Source organism: Amycolatopsis sp. SB7-3 (assembly GCF_041021335.1).
Lineage (GTDB): Bacteria > Actinomycetota > Actinomycetes > Mycobacteriales > Pseudonocardiaceae > Amycolatopsis > Amycolatopsis japonica.
On sequence record NZ_JBFPJQ010000005.1, the window covers coordinates 84,629 to 99,673 of the forward strand.

Below are 15,045 nucleotides of genomic sequence, written 5' to 3' on the forward strand. Positions count from 1 at the left end.
GACCGTGAATCCCGACCGGACGGACGTGGGCGAAGTGCCGCCGGAGCCGCTGGGCGCCGGTTCGTTCGACGAGCTGGCGGCCCGGCTGAACACGCTGCGCGGCTGGTACGGCGTGTCCTATCGCGAGCTGCACCGGCGGGTCGTGCGAGGGCGGCGGGCGGCGGGGAACCCCGATCTGCCGGTGTTCAACACGGTCTACCGCTGTCTGCGGCCGGGGAGACGGCGGGTCGACGCGGACCTCGTCGCGGACATCGTGCGCGCGCTCGCCGCCGACGAGGCGGTGGTGGCCCGGTGGCGGCAGGTGTGTCAGGTGATCGCGGGGCTGACGGCGGACTCGTCATGGGTGACCGTCGCAGGTGAGCTGCCTGCCGACAGCACGGACTTCGTCGGCAGGCACGCCGAGCTGGCCGCGATCACCTGCCCCGGCGGAGACGAGCGATGCTCGACGGTCGTGATCGACGGCATGGCCGGGGTCGGCAAAACCAGCCTCGCCGTCCGTGCCGCGCACCGGCTGGCGCACCGGGAGGGCGTCGCGGTCCGGTTGTGGGCGGACCTGCGTGGTTACGACGCCGATCGCGCGCCCGCCGACCCTCTCGCGGTGCTGGACGAGTTCCTGCGGCGGCTCGGCGTGCCGGGCGGGGAGATCCACCGTCTCGGTCCGGCGGGCAGGCAGGCGACCTACCGGCGGCTGCTCGCGGACCGGCATCCGATCGTGGTGCTGGACAACGCGGCGGACGCCGACCAGGTGCGCCCACTGCTGCCGGACCGGCCGGGCGGCGTCGTGCTGATCACCAGCAGACGGCGGTTGACCGGGTTGGCCGGTGCGCGGTCCGTGCACCTGGAAGCGTTGCCGGGGACCGAATCGCTCGACGTGTTGCGCAGGCTGGTCGGCGCGGCGGAGGTCGCCGAGGACACCGAGGCCGCCGCGCGGATCGCCGAACTTGTCGGCCATCTGCCGCTCGCGTTGACGGTGGTGGCTGGCCGGATCCGGAACCGCCGCGACTGGACGTTGCGCGACCACGCCGCCCGGCTCGCGGAACGCCGGGACACCCTGCGGGTCGAGGACGAGCTGGAGAACGCGATCGGTCTGTCCTATGCGGACCTGCCCGCCGAGGCCGCGCTGCTGCTGCGGCTCCTCGCGATCCATCCCGGCCGCGACGTCGACCCGCGCGCGGCGGCCGCGCTCGCCGGGGTGGACCTGGGTACGGCGGAGGAACTTCTGGGCGAACTCGTCGCCGGCAGCCTGGTGCAGCGGCACGTCCAGGACCGGTTCGGCCTGCACGACGTGGTCCGTCTCTACGCGGCGGGGCTGGCGCGGGACGTGGACGCCGCTTCCGCGCGGCAGGCCGCGCTCGGGCGGTTGTTCGACTACTACCGGCACACCGCCTGCCGCGCCATGGACCGCTACGCCCCGCATGAACGCGACCGCAGGCCCGTAGTGTCCACTTCGGACGTTCCGGCACCGGACTTCGCCGACCTCGCGGCGGCGACCGAGTGGCTGGACGTCGAACGGCACAACCTGGTGGGCATCACCGCGCTGGCCGGGGAACAGGGCCGGAGCGAGGACGCGGCGATGATGTCGCCGATCCTGAACCGGTACCTGTACAACGCGTTGCTGTTCGCCGACGCGGAGATCGTGCACGGCATCGCGATCCGCGCCGCCGACCCGCTGATCCAGGCGAGCGCGCATATGAGCCTCGGTGCGGTCTACCTGCGTTCCAACCGCTACCAGGAGAGCATCGAGCAGCTCAAGCAGGCGCTCGAGCGATACGACGCGGCCGGTGACCGGACCAGCTGGGCCCGGGCACTGAACAACCTCGGCAACGCGTTCGACCGGCTCAGTGACTTCGCGGCGGCCGAGGACTGCTACCGGCGGGCGTTGCTCGTGCACCGGGCGACCGGCAACCGCACCAGCGAGAGCCGTGCGCTGGGCAACCTCGGGAACAGCGCGATGCGTGTCGGCGACTGGGACAAGGCGGCGACGTACCTCGACGAGGCGCTGGCGATCATGCTGGAGGTCGGGGACCGGGTCGGGGAATGCCTGACCTACGGCAACCTCGGCACGGTGCGCGAGCAGCAGGGTCACTCCGCCGAGGCGCTCGGCCACTACCGGCGGGCGCTGGTCACCGCACGCGAATTCGGCTACCGGTTCCCGGAAACCGAGGCCTTGCTCCACATCGGAGTGTTGCTCGCGCGGCTGGGCGAGCACGACGACGCCTTGACACACCTGAGCGAGGCACTGGACCTCGCACGCCGGAACAGTTTGGGCGAGTTCGAGGTCAAGGCGCTCAACGGAATCGGCATCGCGCTCGACGGCAAGGGGGACGCCGCGGGCTCGATCGCCAGGCATCGCGAAGCGCTCGCGGTCGCCGAGAAACTGGGCGATCGCTATGAGCAGGCACAGGCGCACAAGGGGATCGAACGCGGCGCGGCCGTCACCGGCGACACCGGTACGGCCGACGAGCACGGGCGGAAGGCGCGGGCCCTGCTCACCGAGATCGGCCTGCGTTAGCCGGTGCGACCGCACGGCGCAGTGACGGTTGCGAAAGCCACTTTCGTAACGTCGAAGGTTGTGAAAGTGGCTTTCGCAACGTCAAAGGGCGAATTGCCGGCTCACGCCCACTTGTACCCGACGCCGAGGAAGCCCGGCTGAACCTTCGCCCGCACCTTGGGGGTGGCGGCGAGGCCGAGGTAGCCGCCGCCCTTCTTCGGCGGTCCCGACCACCGCACGACGACGGTGCCGGAGGTTCCACATCCCGCCGTCGTCCAGGTCGCGACGCTCTTCTTTTTCTTGGTGCTCCAGTAGTGGCCCTGCACCTGGACGCAGATCCTGGTGTTGCTTCCGGACTGCGCGGCCCACTTGTAGCGGCGGTGCTGCGGATTCTTCTTCGACGCCGGGCTGATCCAGGCACAGTCCGAAGTGGACACCTTCCAGCCGCTGTACCCGGCTGTGGCGCCACGCCATCCGCCGCAGTCGGTGGTACCGACTTCCGGAGCCTCTTCGGTCAACGTGACCTCGGCCGTGCTGTCATCGGCCTCCTCGGCCATGGCCGGCGCGCTCTGCATGGCGAGCGCCATACCCGCGACCATGAGGCCGGTCGTGACCCGTGTCGTCCATTTCTTCAAAATGCGTCTCTTTCTCGATTTCGCGCGCTCGGATATTTTCCATCGGCCGTTAATTCGGCTACGTCAGACATTAACGGCGACGCGGGGAGCCGGACAATGATCTTGAGCGACGACCTTGATCGAGGTTGATCGAGAGTTCCGAAGTCGGCTATGAGCGCACCATCGCGATACCCATCGCGTCGTACAGCGACTGCGCGCGTTCGCGATACGGCTTGGCCTTGTCCGGCGCGCCGACGCCGTCGTGGGTCGCCGCGATACCGGTCAGCGCGCGGGCCTCCTCATGTGGTTCGCGGGTCAGCCGGGCGAGTTCGGCGGCCCGCGTGTAGTGCGCGAGCGCCGAAGGCCGGTCACCGCGGGCCAGCGCGCTGTCCGCGAGCCCGTTGTGCACGAGGGTCTCCAGCGGCCGGATGCCCGTCGCCACCGCGATGTCGAGCGCGGCCTCCTGGTGCAGGCGGGCCGCCGCCGCGTCGCCCTGCCGTAGGTGCACCAGCCCGAGGTAGGCCAGTGCGTACCCTTCGGCCTCCCGGTGGCCCTCGGCCCTGCTGACCGTCAGCGATCGACCGAGGTGGTCGTGGGCCTCCGTCCACCGGCCCAGCGCGCGGTACACGTCTCCGAGGTTGTGCAGCGCGATCGCTTCGCTCAGCCGGTCACCGATGCGTTGGGCGTTGGTCAGGCAGTGCCGATAGCAGTCGAGAGCGGCGTCCAGCTCACCCCGGCGTTCGTGGACGAAGCCGAGATTGGACAGCGCGCGCCCCTCGTTGAGGCGGTCGCCGTTGTCCCGGGAAACCGTGACCGCCCTGCTCAAGTGGTCCGCCGCGTCGGCGTAGCGGCCCAGTTGCCCGTACACGGTGCCGAGGATGTTCAGGGCGCGACCGGTGACGACCGGGCTCGCGTCGACGTCGAGGCAGCGGGTCAGATGGGTCACCGCCTCGTCGAAATGGCCGAGCCTGGCGCAGATCGCGGCCAGGTCGACGAGTGCCTGCTGGATGCCGATGGCGTCGCCCGCCCGCTGTGCCTCGCTGAGCGCGAGACGGTGCAGTGTGCGCAGCTCGCCGTAGTGACCGTGCACCCGCAACACCTGCCACAGCACGGTCGAGAGGTCGCGGGCGTAGGTGTCGCCGGTGGCCGACGACTGTTCCGCGATGGCGATCAAGGTGGGCATCTCCGCCGCCAGCCAGGTCGCCGCGTCGTCGGCGCCGGTGAACCTGACGTTTTCGGCGATCGGAGTGAGCAGCGGTCTTCGGTTGGGGTCGCCCGCCCCCATCGACCCGGCCGCGTCGGCCGCCCCGGCCACACAGTGCTCGGCGAGCCGGCGCAGGGCCGCCGATCGCCGCCGCGCCGGTTCCTCGTCGGCGCGGCCGCGCGCGTAATCGCGGACCAGATCGTGGAATTCGAACCGGCCGTCCGCGCGGTGCGCGAGCAGCAGGTGACTGTCGACGAGCGCGTCGAGGAGCCGGCGGGTCTCCGGCGGATCGGTGCCCAGCAGAGCCGACGCGGCGGCGGTGTCCCAGTGCGGGCCGGGGTGGAGCCCGAGCAGACGCAGACCCGAGGCGACGTCGCCGGGCAGCGCGTCGTAGGACCAGGACAGCACGGAGGGCAGGGAGGTGGTCTTCTCTTCGGTGGTCAGTGCGGCGAGCCGGCCCCCGGCCGAACGCATCGAGGCCGCCACGTTCGCCAGGTTCCGGTGGTGCGCGAGCCGTTCACCGACGATGCGCAGGGCGAGTGGCAGGCCGCCGCATCCCGACACCATGTCGGCGAGCGCGGTGCGGTCGGTGAATCTTCGCCCGTCGCCCGCCAACCGGTCGAGCAAGGAGAACGACTCCCGCTCGGTCAGCAGCGGTACCGGCACCCGGTGGGCGTCGGCGCTGATGGTCAGCCCGTGCAGGGCCGCGCGGCTCGTCACCACCACCGCGCAGCCCGCGTGCCCGGGCAGCAGCGGCCGGACCTGGTCCGCCGAGCGGGCGTTGTCCAGCACGATGAGCACCGAACGGCCGGCCAGCACACTGCGCAGCGACGCGGCCCGGTCGTCGAGGTCGGCGGGCACGTCCGCCACGGGCACGCCGAGCGCGCGCAGGAACGACCGCAGCACCTCTGCCGGATCGACGGGCGCCCCCGGCCCGTACCCACGCAGGTTCGCGAACAGCTGCCCGTCGGGGAAGTCCTGCTTGACGCGGTGCGCCCACTGCACGGCCAACGAGGTCTTTCCGACCCCGGCCATGCCCTCCACCACCGCCACGAGGACACCTGCGCCGGCCCTCTCGCGGTGGAGGGCGTCGAGCGCGTCGATCTCCCGCTGCCGCCCGATGAACGACGTGATGCCCGAAGGGAGTTGCGCGGGCACGGAAACGGCCGCCGTTCTCGGGGACGACACCGCGTCCGGGCAGTAGTGCCGCACGAACCGGCTCGCCTGTTCGCCCTGGAGACCCAGCCCCAGCGCCAGCGCCTCCACCGAATGGCGCCGTGGCCGGGCGACCCGGCCGTGCTCGATGTTGCTGATGCTCCGCACCGTCAACCCGGTGCGTTCCGCCAGCTCCTCTTGCGTCAGCCCGGCATCCCGCCGTGCCTCACCCAGCAGCGAACTCGGCTCACGGTCCATTTCGCGGATGTTAGAGCGGGTGTGACGACGAAAAACGGTGGTTCGGGGAAGACTTTGATCGAAATTGGTCGAAAACGCCGGGGATCAGGGTCTTAAGAGACGGTGTGCCACTGGGGTTGACGTGCCGTCGGCTGTGGCGGACCGCTCAGCCGCTCGTTCGAAGTCGGCGCGAGCCTGACCGGACAGGCCCAGCCCGGCCGCGATGAGCCGGACGGTGTCGCGGCGGGGCCGGTCGACGCGGCCGTGCTCGAGATCCCTGATCGCCCGGACGCTGACCGTCGAGCGGGCGGCGAGAAGCCGCTGGGTCGCGCCGAGGCTGGTCCGGTGGCTGCGCAGCAACCTGCCGAAACGGGCCGGACCCTCGTCCGCCGGGGTCGTCGTGTCCGGCGCGGGGGCGGCGCCGGACACTTGTCCGAGGTATCGGGGCAGGGTCGGTCCCGTGTGCACGACTTGAGTCACTGGCGTCCTCCGCTTCGCTCAGCGATGCCGCCTCATGGTCGGCAGGCGGCGAGGGGAGGAACAACCGGAAACTTCCCCGAAGAAGTGCCGGTTCACCGGGGAAGCCCGTTCGGCTCAGGTGAGCCGAACGGGCCCGGCGGCGTTATCCGCAGCAGATGTTGTAGCCGTGGTTCCGCCAGAACAACGAGGGACTCGGATTGTCGAGAACCGGATCGCCGGTGCTGTCCGACGCGCTCTCGTGCCTGCCCGGCCGGTACTCGACATGCGTGTGCGCGGAGCTCGCACCGCGATACTCCTCGGTGCCGATCTGCCGGCCACGGCCGACGAATTCACCGACCGCGAGCCCGTTCGACGGATTGAGATGCAGGTAGATGATGGTGAAATCCTGATCCCGGTTGTAGATCGCCAACGTGGACAGGCCGCCGCTGCCGTTGCTGCCTTCGGTCTTCCTGATGACCTGGCCCTGGGTCATCGAATACACGGAAACGCCGAAGCCCCGGGCGAAGTCGATACCCTCGTGCCTTCCCGACGTACTCACGTAACCGTCGAAATAGGAGCTGATACGGCCGGAGTCGCTGTGGTAAAGCCCGGTCTCCAGCCATTCGTTCCCCGGCAGGCCGAGCAGATGACCGACGTTTTCGTTGTACGTCGAGGTCAGGTTTCCTTTGGCGCCGTGCGGGAACGAGTCGATCGGGCCCGTCCAGCCGTTCTTGAAGAAGACGGTGACCACCGCGTCCCGCCGGTTCCACACCGAGGCCGCGTTGTTCCTCACGCACAGGCCCTTTCCCGCCCCCGCGCCGAGGAAGTGATAACAGTCGGCGCCCGTGCCGTAATTGCCGACCGACGCGTCGAAATCGCTGACCGATCCCTGTTGGTTGCTGTTGTAGTACAAACAGAATTCGCCGTCTTCGCAGACGCCGTTCCGTGCCGTCGCGGCTTGCGCGGCCGGGGTGATCAGGAGAGTGCCACTCAACGCCAATACCATGCCGAACAGTGCGATCATCACTCTTCTCAACGACGTTCCCTTTCCCTTTGAACGCGGCGGATCAGCCAGTGCGCGACGGTACGTACGGGAAGGACGCCAGGGAAGTCGTGAAGGGAAAACTGCCGCTCATTCGGCGGCCTTGATCCTCAGTTCAGTTCGGGAGCGCGGCTTTCGGTGCGACGTAGTGCCGCGAGTTGAAGGCCGAGCACGACACCGACGCCGATGGCCGCGGTGGACACGATCGCTTCGGCCACGGCGGTCCACGATCCGGGGACCTGGGCGAAGACCTGCGACAGGCTCAGGTACATCGCGGGTCCCGGCAGGACGGCGCCGGTCAGTCCGGGGATGGTGACGACGGCGGTGGGGACGCGCAGTGTCCTGGCCGCGGTGCCGGCGAGGATGCCGAGCACCGTGGTCGCGAGGAAGATCGCCAGCGGGGTGGCCAGGCCGAGCGCCGAATGCCCCACCCAGTTCACCAGGGAGGTGGCGACCCCGGCGCCGCAGGCGAGCGGCCACCACCGGGCGGGCGTGCCCATCAGGATCGCGTTCCCCAGCGACCCGACCAACGCCGTCACCGGCACCAGGGCGAGCGGCAGCGCGGCGAGCTGGACCCGGCCGGCCTCGCCGAGGATGTCGAGACCGTTGGCCACCGACACCACGACCATGACCCCGGAGAGGATCGCGCCGGTGAGCAGCAGGACCGTGACCATGCGCGCGGCCGCCATCAGATGGAAATCGCCGACGGCGTCTTCGACCAGCGAAACCAGGGACAGGATCGGCAGGAGCAGCACGAGGTTGGCCGCGGAGAGGCTCGCGGCTTCGTGTCCGTCGAGCAAACCCAGTGACAGCAACGCGATCGCGGCCACGAGCACGGTGCCAGCCTTGGCGGCGACCTGGAAGAACTCCGCGATGCCGATCAGCCCCAGTGCCCAGCCGACGCGGTTGGCGAGCACGAACAACGCCGCCGCGGCCAGCGCGGCGAGGACGGTGCCGTTCGCCTGCAGGCAGATCATCGCCGCGAGCAGGCAGCCGCCGAGCAAGCTGACGTACCACGGCCAGGTCGGGCCCGCCGCGGAGAGTTCCTCGACCGACCGCTCGGCTTCTTCCGGTGAGATCTCGCCTATGCCCGCGCGGACGGCGAGCGTTTCCAGATCTCCCATCCGGCCGATGTCGCGCGTGTCGTTCGCCTCGATGCTGCCCAGCAGCACTACCGGCTCACCACCGTCGCTCGGGCAGTACTGCACGTGGATGGCCCGCACCGCGACCGAGATCCGCGGATCCTCGATGCCGCCCGCACTCGCGAGCCGTCGAACCGTGCGGACGACGACCGCGGTCTCGATGCCCTGACGGAACATCTGCATCGCCACGTCGAGAGCGAAGGTCAGCACACGTCGCGCCCGTGCGCGCTCGTCCTCCGACATGGCGGGAACTGTAAAGGGCCGACCCGCCCAGGACAGTGATCGCGAGCGGGACGGCCACCCGGCTTGACCCGATCGTGGCACGATCGGCCGGTGCCGTCACCGCGGAGGCTGCCGGTACTTCCGCGTGAACCGGACACCGTTGAAGGTGTGGGTGCAGCAAGGGCACATCGGCTCCATGTCGTCGACACGCAGTTCGGGGTCGACGACCTGCAACCGGTTGTCGTCGTCCACGTAGAGGCCGCTGTAGTAACTGGACTCGCCGAGCCGCACGCGATCGCGTCGTTCGTGCGGCTGCCGGGCGACCAGCCAGTGGATCGGGTCGGGGGAGTCGAGCCGGGCGGCGGCCTCGTTGTACACCTCGTCCCAGTCCGCGCCGACCTTGCCGAGCAGGAACCGGAACAGCGGCGTGTAGTCCAGGCCCCGGCGCGCCCGCCGCCTCATGGACCCGCGTGTCCGGTCGGAGGCGAGTTCTCTCTTCGTGTTGCGCTGGTGCCGGTGATCCCCGCCGTGATCGTGGTGGACGAGTCTGGCGCGGGTGTTCACACGACGGTACAGCGGTTCCCTCATCGCACCTGCTTTCTTTGTCTCGGCGAGTGTTCACGCGCGCCTTCAAGACTAACGTCAAGAAAGGACTCCCGATGACTTTTCGATTTTCGCGGCCGGCGCGAAGAATTGACGTGTCCAAGCGGTCGAGTGAAGCCGTGGTGTGATTGGCCCTTGTGTTCGACTGGTGGGATCCCGACGTCAAAGGGCCTGTCTGACGCTTCGCAATCGATCGATTACCTAGTGCCAATAGGGACAATGGTGTCCGGACAACGGACGCCCGGTAAGGGGTGGTGGCCCTGTTCCCGCTTTGGAGACGGAGGCTCTTCCTCCTGTTCGCCGTGGGTTCGGCGGCGAATATTTTCCGGAGTTGATCCGTTCAGGTGATGCGCTGACGCGAACTGATCACTCGTGTTAGCCTGCCGCTGGTTGCTCGCGAGGGTCTGGCGTTTCGGATGTGAAGTCCGCGTCATCTGGGGAAGCGAAACAACCGCGGTGCGGTATTTCCTTCTTCGCCACGGGTCTGTTCGGACCCGTGGTATCGAGTGGTCCTGGGGGTCGGGTGAAAGCGATTCATGGTTTCGTCGAGACCATTGCCGCTGAGCGGAAACTTCGTCGTGGCCTGCGTAAAGAATTTGTCAAGTTCGGGATCGACGGGCCGGTCGAAATGTCCGAACTCTGCCGCCGCATCGGGGAAAGCCGAGGGCGGCCGATCAAACTCATCGCGTTCCCGATGGAGGTTCCCGGCCCGTGTGGAGCGTGGCTGAGCGCGTCTTCCGGCGACTACATCGTCTTCCAGTCGGAGACCACCCGAATTCACCAAGAGCACATCATCGCGCATGAGCTGGGTCATATCCTGTCCGGCCACCAGGCCGAACCGGATGAAGAGGAAATATGGTCCCGGTTCATGCCCGACCTCGACCCGGGGGTAATTCGCAGGCTGTTGAAAAGAACGCAGTACGACTCGGTCAGGGAACGGGAGGCCGAGACGATCGCCACCCTCCTGCTCGAACGGTCCGTGGTCGTCCGGCAGCTCGCCGGGCCGGGTTCGTCGCGGACCAGGCGGATGCGGCACGCCCTCGACGAGGCGCGGGGCTGGCTGTGAGCCTGGCCAAGGAGTTCGTGATCGCGGCGCTGGTGTGGTTCTCCTTCCGGCTGGTTCGATCGCCGCGCGACCCGGCGATCTGGGCGCTGGTCGGTTGCCTGGTGCTGCGGTTGCTGACCGCGCCGTCGAGCATGGTGGCACTGCACGAATTCACCGGCGGGGCGCTCGACGTCGCCACCTTCCGCCTGGTCCAGACGATCGCGCTCGACGCCAGCCTGTTCTGCCTGCTGGTCTTCTTCCTGCTCTCCGCCGGCGGCTCACGGCGGCGGGTGACCCTCGACGCCGGGCTGCTGACGCTGGTCTGCGCGACCTTGGCGGTGGCGATGTTCGTGGTCCCGGCCGCGTCCCGCGAGCAGGCCTTCGGGGTCGGTGCGGCGCTGCCGTCGGTGGTGACGGAACCGGGGGTGGCGTTCTTCTATCTGGTCGACGCGGCTTACAGCACCTATGCGACGGTGCAGGCGGCGAGCTGGGCCCTGCGCGACGCCGCGGGGAACCCGCTCCGGGTCCGCTGGGGACTGCGGATCGCCGCCTGCGGCCTGATCGTGCTCGCGGTGACCTCGGTCGCGCGGTTCGGCACGATTCTCGTGCGCTGGTCCGGTGGCGACGTGCCCTCGGCCGTCCCGGTCATGACGGCCGTGCTGGTCCACCTGGGAATCATCCTGTTCATGGCCGGGATCACCCTGGTCGGGGTGCTCGCCGTGGTCGCCGCGGCCCGGCTGTGGCTGCGGCACCGGCGGCGGTACGAGGATCTGCGTCCCTTGTGGGGGCAACTCCACGACGTCTTCCCCGGCGACGCGCTGTACGCCGGACAGCGGCACGGGTGGCTGGAGGAACTCGCGTTCTGGCGGATGCACCGCAGGTATTGGCGGAGAGTCGTCGAGATCCGCGACGGACTGGTCCGGCTGAGCCCGTACCTGGCCGACAGTGGTTTCGTCGAAGGCCGGGAACGGGTTTCGCCCGAGGTCTTCCGCGAGGCGCTGGCGCGATTGCGTGCGGGGGAGCGGCCGACCTCGCGTACCGCGGTGGCGGTGGCGCGCCCGGAAGGCCCGGACATCGAGGCCGATGTCGGGGCGCTCGTCACGCTGTCGAAGACCCTGCGCGCCTGATCGTCCGTTTTTTCCTCAGTTGTACGGAACCAGGAGCGACTCATTCACGTCAGTTGATGAAAGGGAGGTGGCCGCCTATACTCCGGTACTCGGGGGGACCTGCACCGCCATACGGCAGCGCGGCACGGGTTCGTGAGGAACTCGGCGGTGTTCTTGGGAGGCAGCATGTCCCGGCAGGACGAACCAGGCCGGAGCCTGGCCGAAAAACTCGACCACCTGTTCGCGCACGTCACCCGGCGCAACGGCAGCGAATTCACCTACGAAGAGGTCGCGTCCGCGATCACCGCCGAAGGTGTGACGATCTCCCAGAGCTACGTTTGGCAGCTGCGCAAGGGAAAGAAGGACAACCCGACGCTCAAGCACCTGCAGGGGCTGGCCGATTTCTTCGGCGTCCCGGTCACGTACTTCTTCAACGAGGGCGTGAGCGATCGGGTGGACCGGCAGCTGGAGTATCTGCGCGCGGAGCAGGCGCGGTTGCGTGAGCTGGCCGACACCGACGAGGTCCGGCTGATGGCCATGCGCGCGGGCGAGCTCACGACCGACCGCCGCGAGCTGGTGAAGAACCTGCTGGACGTCGTCTGGCGGGATCAGCAGGCCATGCGGGAGCGTGGGTCCAAACAGGACTGACGCATCCGGCGTCGCCGAATGTGCTTGTCGTGTCTGGGTTTTCGGTTCGTCCACAGTGTCCGTCCACTGAGAAAAACGGACGAACCTCTCATTTGTTCTCTTGGGTCGACACGATAGGGTGAAGTCCTCTAGGCTCCTCGGCAAGAGTTCCTGTGTGGAACGGACGACGTCGGTTCGCCACCGGACTCCACATTGCGGGTTTGCCATGGGGGCGACGAAGAATGCACGTGAAATCACCGAGCAGAGCGGACGGCGACGTCCGTGCGGGGGCGTACCCCCGCGCGGAGCTGCTGGTCCTGCGAGACTTCTTGAAGGAAACCGAACAGGGAAACGCCGTCGCGGCGGTGGTCACCGGGACCGCCGCGAGCGGGAAAAGTGAACTCCTGCACGCATTCGGGCAACAATGCGCTGAAGCGGAAGCAACGGTATTGAGCGCGCTTTGCGTGGAAGCGGAGAAGGATCTTCCGTTGACCGCGCTGTTCCAGCTTTTCCGCGGCCCGGCACTGCCGGAAGACCTGCGCGCGAAGGCCACGGATCTGCTCACGCGAGCCGAGGGGACGGGGCTGACCGGGCGGCCCAGCACGCACCTGATGCTCGACCTGCTGGAGCTCGTACGCGAGCTCGCCGCACGCCGCCCGGTCGTGGTACTCGTCGACGACTTCCACCATGTGGACACCCCGTCGTTGCACTGGCTGATGTTCCTCATGCGCCGCATGCGCACGATGAACGTGCTCATAGTGCTGACGGAGTCGTTGTCCGCCAAGCAGACGTTGCCCTTGCTGGGCGCCGAGTACCTCCGGCTTCCGCACTGCCGCCGGATCCGGCTGAAGCCGCTGGGCCGCGACGAGGTGGCCCGGTTCGTCCCGCCCGGCCAGGACGACACCCTGGTACAGAGCCTGCACGAGCTCAGCGGCGGGAATCCGTTGCTGGCACAGGCACTCCTCGAAGATCTCCGTGCCTCGGGCGTACCCCTCGCGCCCGAGACGCGGCCGATCCCCGGGGATCACTACTGCCAGGCGGTGGCGGCGTGTCTCCAGCGCGGCGACCAGGACACCCGGACCCTCGCCGGGGTCCTCGCGGTGCTGGGCAAGGGCGAAACGGTCTGTCTCGCCGTCCGGGTGGCCGGGATGGACCAGCGCACCGCCGGCCGCGCGATCACCCTCCTGCACCAGGTCGGTCTGCTCGACGCCGGCCGGTTCCGGCATCCGATGACGGTGACCGCGGTGCTGGCCGACGTCCCGGTCCCGGAACGCGCTCGGCTGCACGAACGTGCCGCCGTGCTCCTGCACCACGACGGCGCCAGTGCGCTCGAGGTCGCCCGCCACCTCGTCGCGGCCGACCGGGCCGAGCGGCCGTGGGCGGTGCCCGTGCTGCGCACCGCGGCCGAACTGGCCAAAGTGGACAACCAGACCTCGTTCGCGGTCCAATGCCTGAAACTGGCCTGCCGGACGTGCGGGGACGAAGCGCTCGAGGTCGAGATGGTGACCCAGCTCGCCGGTCTGGAATGGCGGAACAACCCGGCCATCGGCGCCGTGCACACCGACCACCTCTACGAGATCTTCCTCGCCGGGCAACTCCCGGTACGGGCCGCCGCCATCCTGGTGCGGTTCCTGCTGTGGCACGGCCGCACCGGGGAAGCGGGCGAGGTGCTCGACAAACTCGCCGTCATGGAACCTTCGGCCGACGATCGCACCGAGGCGGAACTGCGCATCACCCGGTTGTTCATCCTCTGTTCCTATCCCGTTCTGCGCGACAAGCTGCCCGCCCCGGCCGTGAAGGACCGCGTTCCCGCGCAATCCTTCGACCCCAACGTCCAGGCCGCGATGGCGTTGAGCCGGATCGTCACCAACGGCCCGGACGACGACGCCATCGCCTCGGCCGAGAACGTGCTGAAGAGCATCCAACTCGGCGACACGATGGTCGAATCCGTGCGCAGCGCGCTGTTCGCGCTCATCTACGCCGACCGCCTCGACAAGGCGGTGCCGTGGTGTGAGCTGCTGCAGCAGGAGGCCGCCGACTGCGACGCGCCCAGCTGGCAAGCGGTGTTCGCGGCGGCGAGGGCGGAAATGGCTCTGCGCCAGGGAGATCTGGTGACGGCGGAGAAGCAGGCCAAGGCGGCCTTGACGTTCATCACGCCGCAGAGCTGGGGTGTGGCCGTCGGAGTCCCGCTGGCGACGCTGTGCCTCGCCGCCGTCGGGATGGGCAAATTCGAGGAGGCGGCCGCGCATATCAACCAGCCGGTACCCGCCTCGATGCTGCAGACCCGGTTCGGCCTGCACTACCTGCGCGCCCGCGGCAGGCTCTACCTGGAGACCGACCGGGTGCACGCGGCGCTCGGCGACTTCGTCCTCTGCGGGGAGCTCAGCAAGAGCTGGGATTTCGACCTGCCGGTGTTGGTGCCCTGGCGCGGTGACACGGCGGAGGCGTACCTCAGGCTCGGCATGCCGGAGAAGGCCAAGTCCCTTTTGGACGAACAACTCGCGAAACTCGCCGGCTCGACGTCGCACGTGCGGGGAATCTCGTTGCGGCTCAAGGCCAAGATCGCGGAACCGCACAAGCGGCCCGAATTGCTGCGTGAAGCGGTGAAGATCTTCCAGGCGGGCGGTATCCGCCTCGAACTCGCCCGCGCGCTCGGCGATCTCAGCCGCGCGCACTACACCCTCGCCGAGTCGGGTCGTGCGCGCACGGTGGCCCGCCAGGCGTGGCACATCGCGAAGGGTTGCCACGCCGAGGTGATCTGCCGGGATCTGCGTCTCGACGGAACGGCCGACGAGGGGAAGCCGGTCTCCACCACGGCGGACATCGCCGCGTCGGGCGTCGAACGCGAGCTCATCGAATCGCTGAGCGAGGCCGAACGACGGGTCGCCGGGCTGGCCTCCCTCGGGCACACGAACCGGGCGATCGCGAGCAAGCTCTACATCACGGTGAGCACGGTCGAACAGCATCTGACCCGTGTCTATCGCAAGCTGGACGTCAACCGGCGCCGGGATCTCCCGTCTTGGCTCCAGGTCTCGGTCGTCAACAGCGCCTGAACGTGAACGACGAAGGTCTCCTTACCCCGCAAGGTAAGGAGACCT

11 protein-coding genes are annotated in these 15,045 nt (G+C 68.7%); 5 read left to right on the forward strand and 6 right to left on the reverse strand.

The genetic code is table 11. The annotated features are described in order from the left end of the window. The first annotated feature begins 4 nt into the window (after positions 1 to 4). A complete protein-coding gene (locus tag AB8M46_RS30820; RefSeq protein WP_394362488.1) occupies positions 5 to 2,512 on the forward strand; it encodes a tetratricopeptide repeat protein in 2,508 nt (835 codons plus the stop codon). A gap of 101 nt (positions 2,513 to 2,613) precedes the next feature. On the opposite strand, the gene AB8M46_RS30825 is transcribed toward AB8M46_RS30820, so the two are convergent. From AB8M46_RS30825 to AB8M46_RS30850, 6 genes are all read right to left on the reverse strand, one after another. Then, positions 2,614 to 3,126, reverse strand: coding sequence for a hypothetical protein (locus AB8M46_RS30825; protein ID WP_037345096.1), 513 nt, complete (start codon positions 3,124 to 3,126; stop codon positions 2,614 to 2,616). A gap of 148 nt (positions 3,127 to 3,274) precedes the next feature. Next, complete coding sequence (locus AB8M46_RS30830) at positions 3,275 to 5,722, reverse strand: ATP-binding protein (protein ID WP_394362489.1); 2,448 nt, start codon at positions 5,720 to 5,722, stop codon at positions 3,275 to 3,277. A gap of 84 nt (positions 5,723 to 5,806) precedes the next feature. Continuing rightward, positions 5,807 to 6,130 carry a multiprotein-bridging factor 1 family protein gene (locus AB8M46_RS30835; protein WP_394362490.1) on the reverse strand — a complete coding sequence of 108 codons (324 nt, stop codon included), beginning with the start codon at positions 6,128 to 6,130 and terminating at the stop codon, positions 5,807 to 5,809. 193 nt (positions 6,131 to 6,323) lie between these two features. Then, on the reverse strand, positions 6,324 to 7,154 hold the full coding sequence (locus AB8M46_RS30840; RefSeq protein ID WP_394362491.1) for a peptidase inhibitor family I36 protein: 831 nt from the start codon (positions 7,152 to 7,154) through the stop codon (positions 6,324 to 6,326). 158 nt (positions 7,155 to 7,312) lie between these two features. Continuing rightward, on the reverse strand, positions 7,313 to 8,587 hold the full coding sequence (locus AB8M46_RS30845) for a threonine/serine exporter family protein (protein ID WP_394362492.1): 1,275 nt from the start codon (positions 8,585 to 8,587) through the stop codon (positions 7,313 to 7,315). Positions 8,588 to 8,683: 96 nt separating this feature from the next. Then, positions 8,684 to 9,154, reverse strand: a complete 471-nt coding sequence (locus AB8M46_RS30850) for a hypothetical protein (protein WP_378426141.1) — start codon at positions 9,152 to 9,154, stop codon at positions 8,684 to 8,686. Positions 9,155 to 9,587: 433 nt separating this feature from the next. On the opposite strand from AB8M46_RS30850, the gene AB8M46_RS30855 reads away from it, so the two are divergent. The 4 genes from AB8M46_RS30855 (at position 9,588) to AB8M46_RS30870 (ending at position 15,000) form a co-directional block, all read left to right on the forward strand. Further along, on the forward strand, positions 9,588 to 10,235 hold the full coding sequence (locus AB8M46_RS30855; protein WP_394362493.1) for a hypothetical protein: 648 nt from the start codon (positions 9,588 to 9,590) through the stop codon (positions 10,233 to 10,235). After that, positions 10,232 to 11,341: an MAB_1171c family putative transporter gene (locus AB8M46_RS30860; protein WP_394362494.1), complete on the forward strand. Its 1,110-nt coding sequence runs from the start codon at positions 10,232 to 10,234 to the stop codon at positions 11,339 to 11,341. Before AB8M46_RS30855 ends, AB8M46_RS30860 begins: the two co-directional genes overlap by 4 nt. A gap of 165 nt (positions 11,342 to 11,506) precedes the next feature. Continuing rightward, entirely contained in the window at positions 11,507 to 11,968 is a 462-nt protein-coding gene (locus tag AB8M46_RS30865; protein WP_037345104.1) for a helix-turn-helix domain-containing protein, read from the forward strand. A 221-nt stretch (positions 11,969 to 12,189) separates the two neighbouring features. Then, entirely contained in the window at positions 12,190 to 15,000 is a 2,811-nt protein-coding gene (locus AB8M46_RS30870; RefSeq protein ID WP_394362495.1) for an ATP-binding protein, read from the forward strand. The last annotated feature ends 45 nt before the right edge of the window (positions 15,001 to 15,045 follow it).

Excerpts from the sequence above, each read along its gene's own strand:
- AB8M46_RS30865 (WP_037345104.1), top strand. The coding sequence starts at position 11,507 with ATGTCCCGGCAGGACGAACCAGGCCGGAGCCTGGCCGAAAAACTCGAC.
- AB8M46_RS30870 (WP_394362495.1), top strand. The coding sequence starts at position 12,190 with ATGCACGTGAAATCACCGAGCAGAGCGGACGGCGACGTCCGTGCGGGG.
- AB8M46_RS30850 (WP_378426141.1), bottom strand. The coding sequence starts at position 9,154 with ATGAGGGAACCGCTGTACCGTCGTGTGAACACCCGCGCCAGACTCGTC.
- AB8M46_RS30845 (WP_394362492.1), bottom strand. The coding sequence starts at position 8,587 with ATGTCGGAGGACGAGCGCGCACGGGCGCGACGTGTGCTGACCTTCGCT.
- AB8M46_RS30830 (WP_394362489.1), bottom strand. The coding sequence starts at position 5,722 with ATGGACCGTGAGCCGAGTTCGCTGCTGGGTGAGGCACGGCGGGATGCC.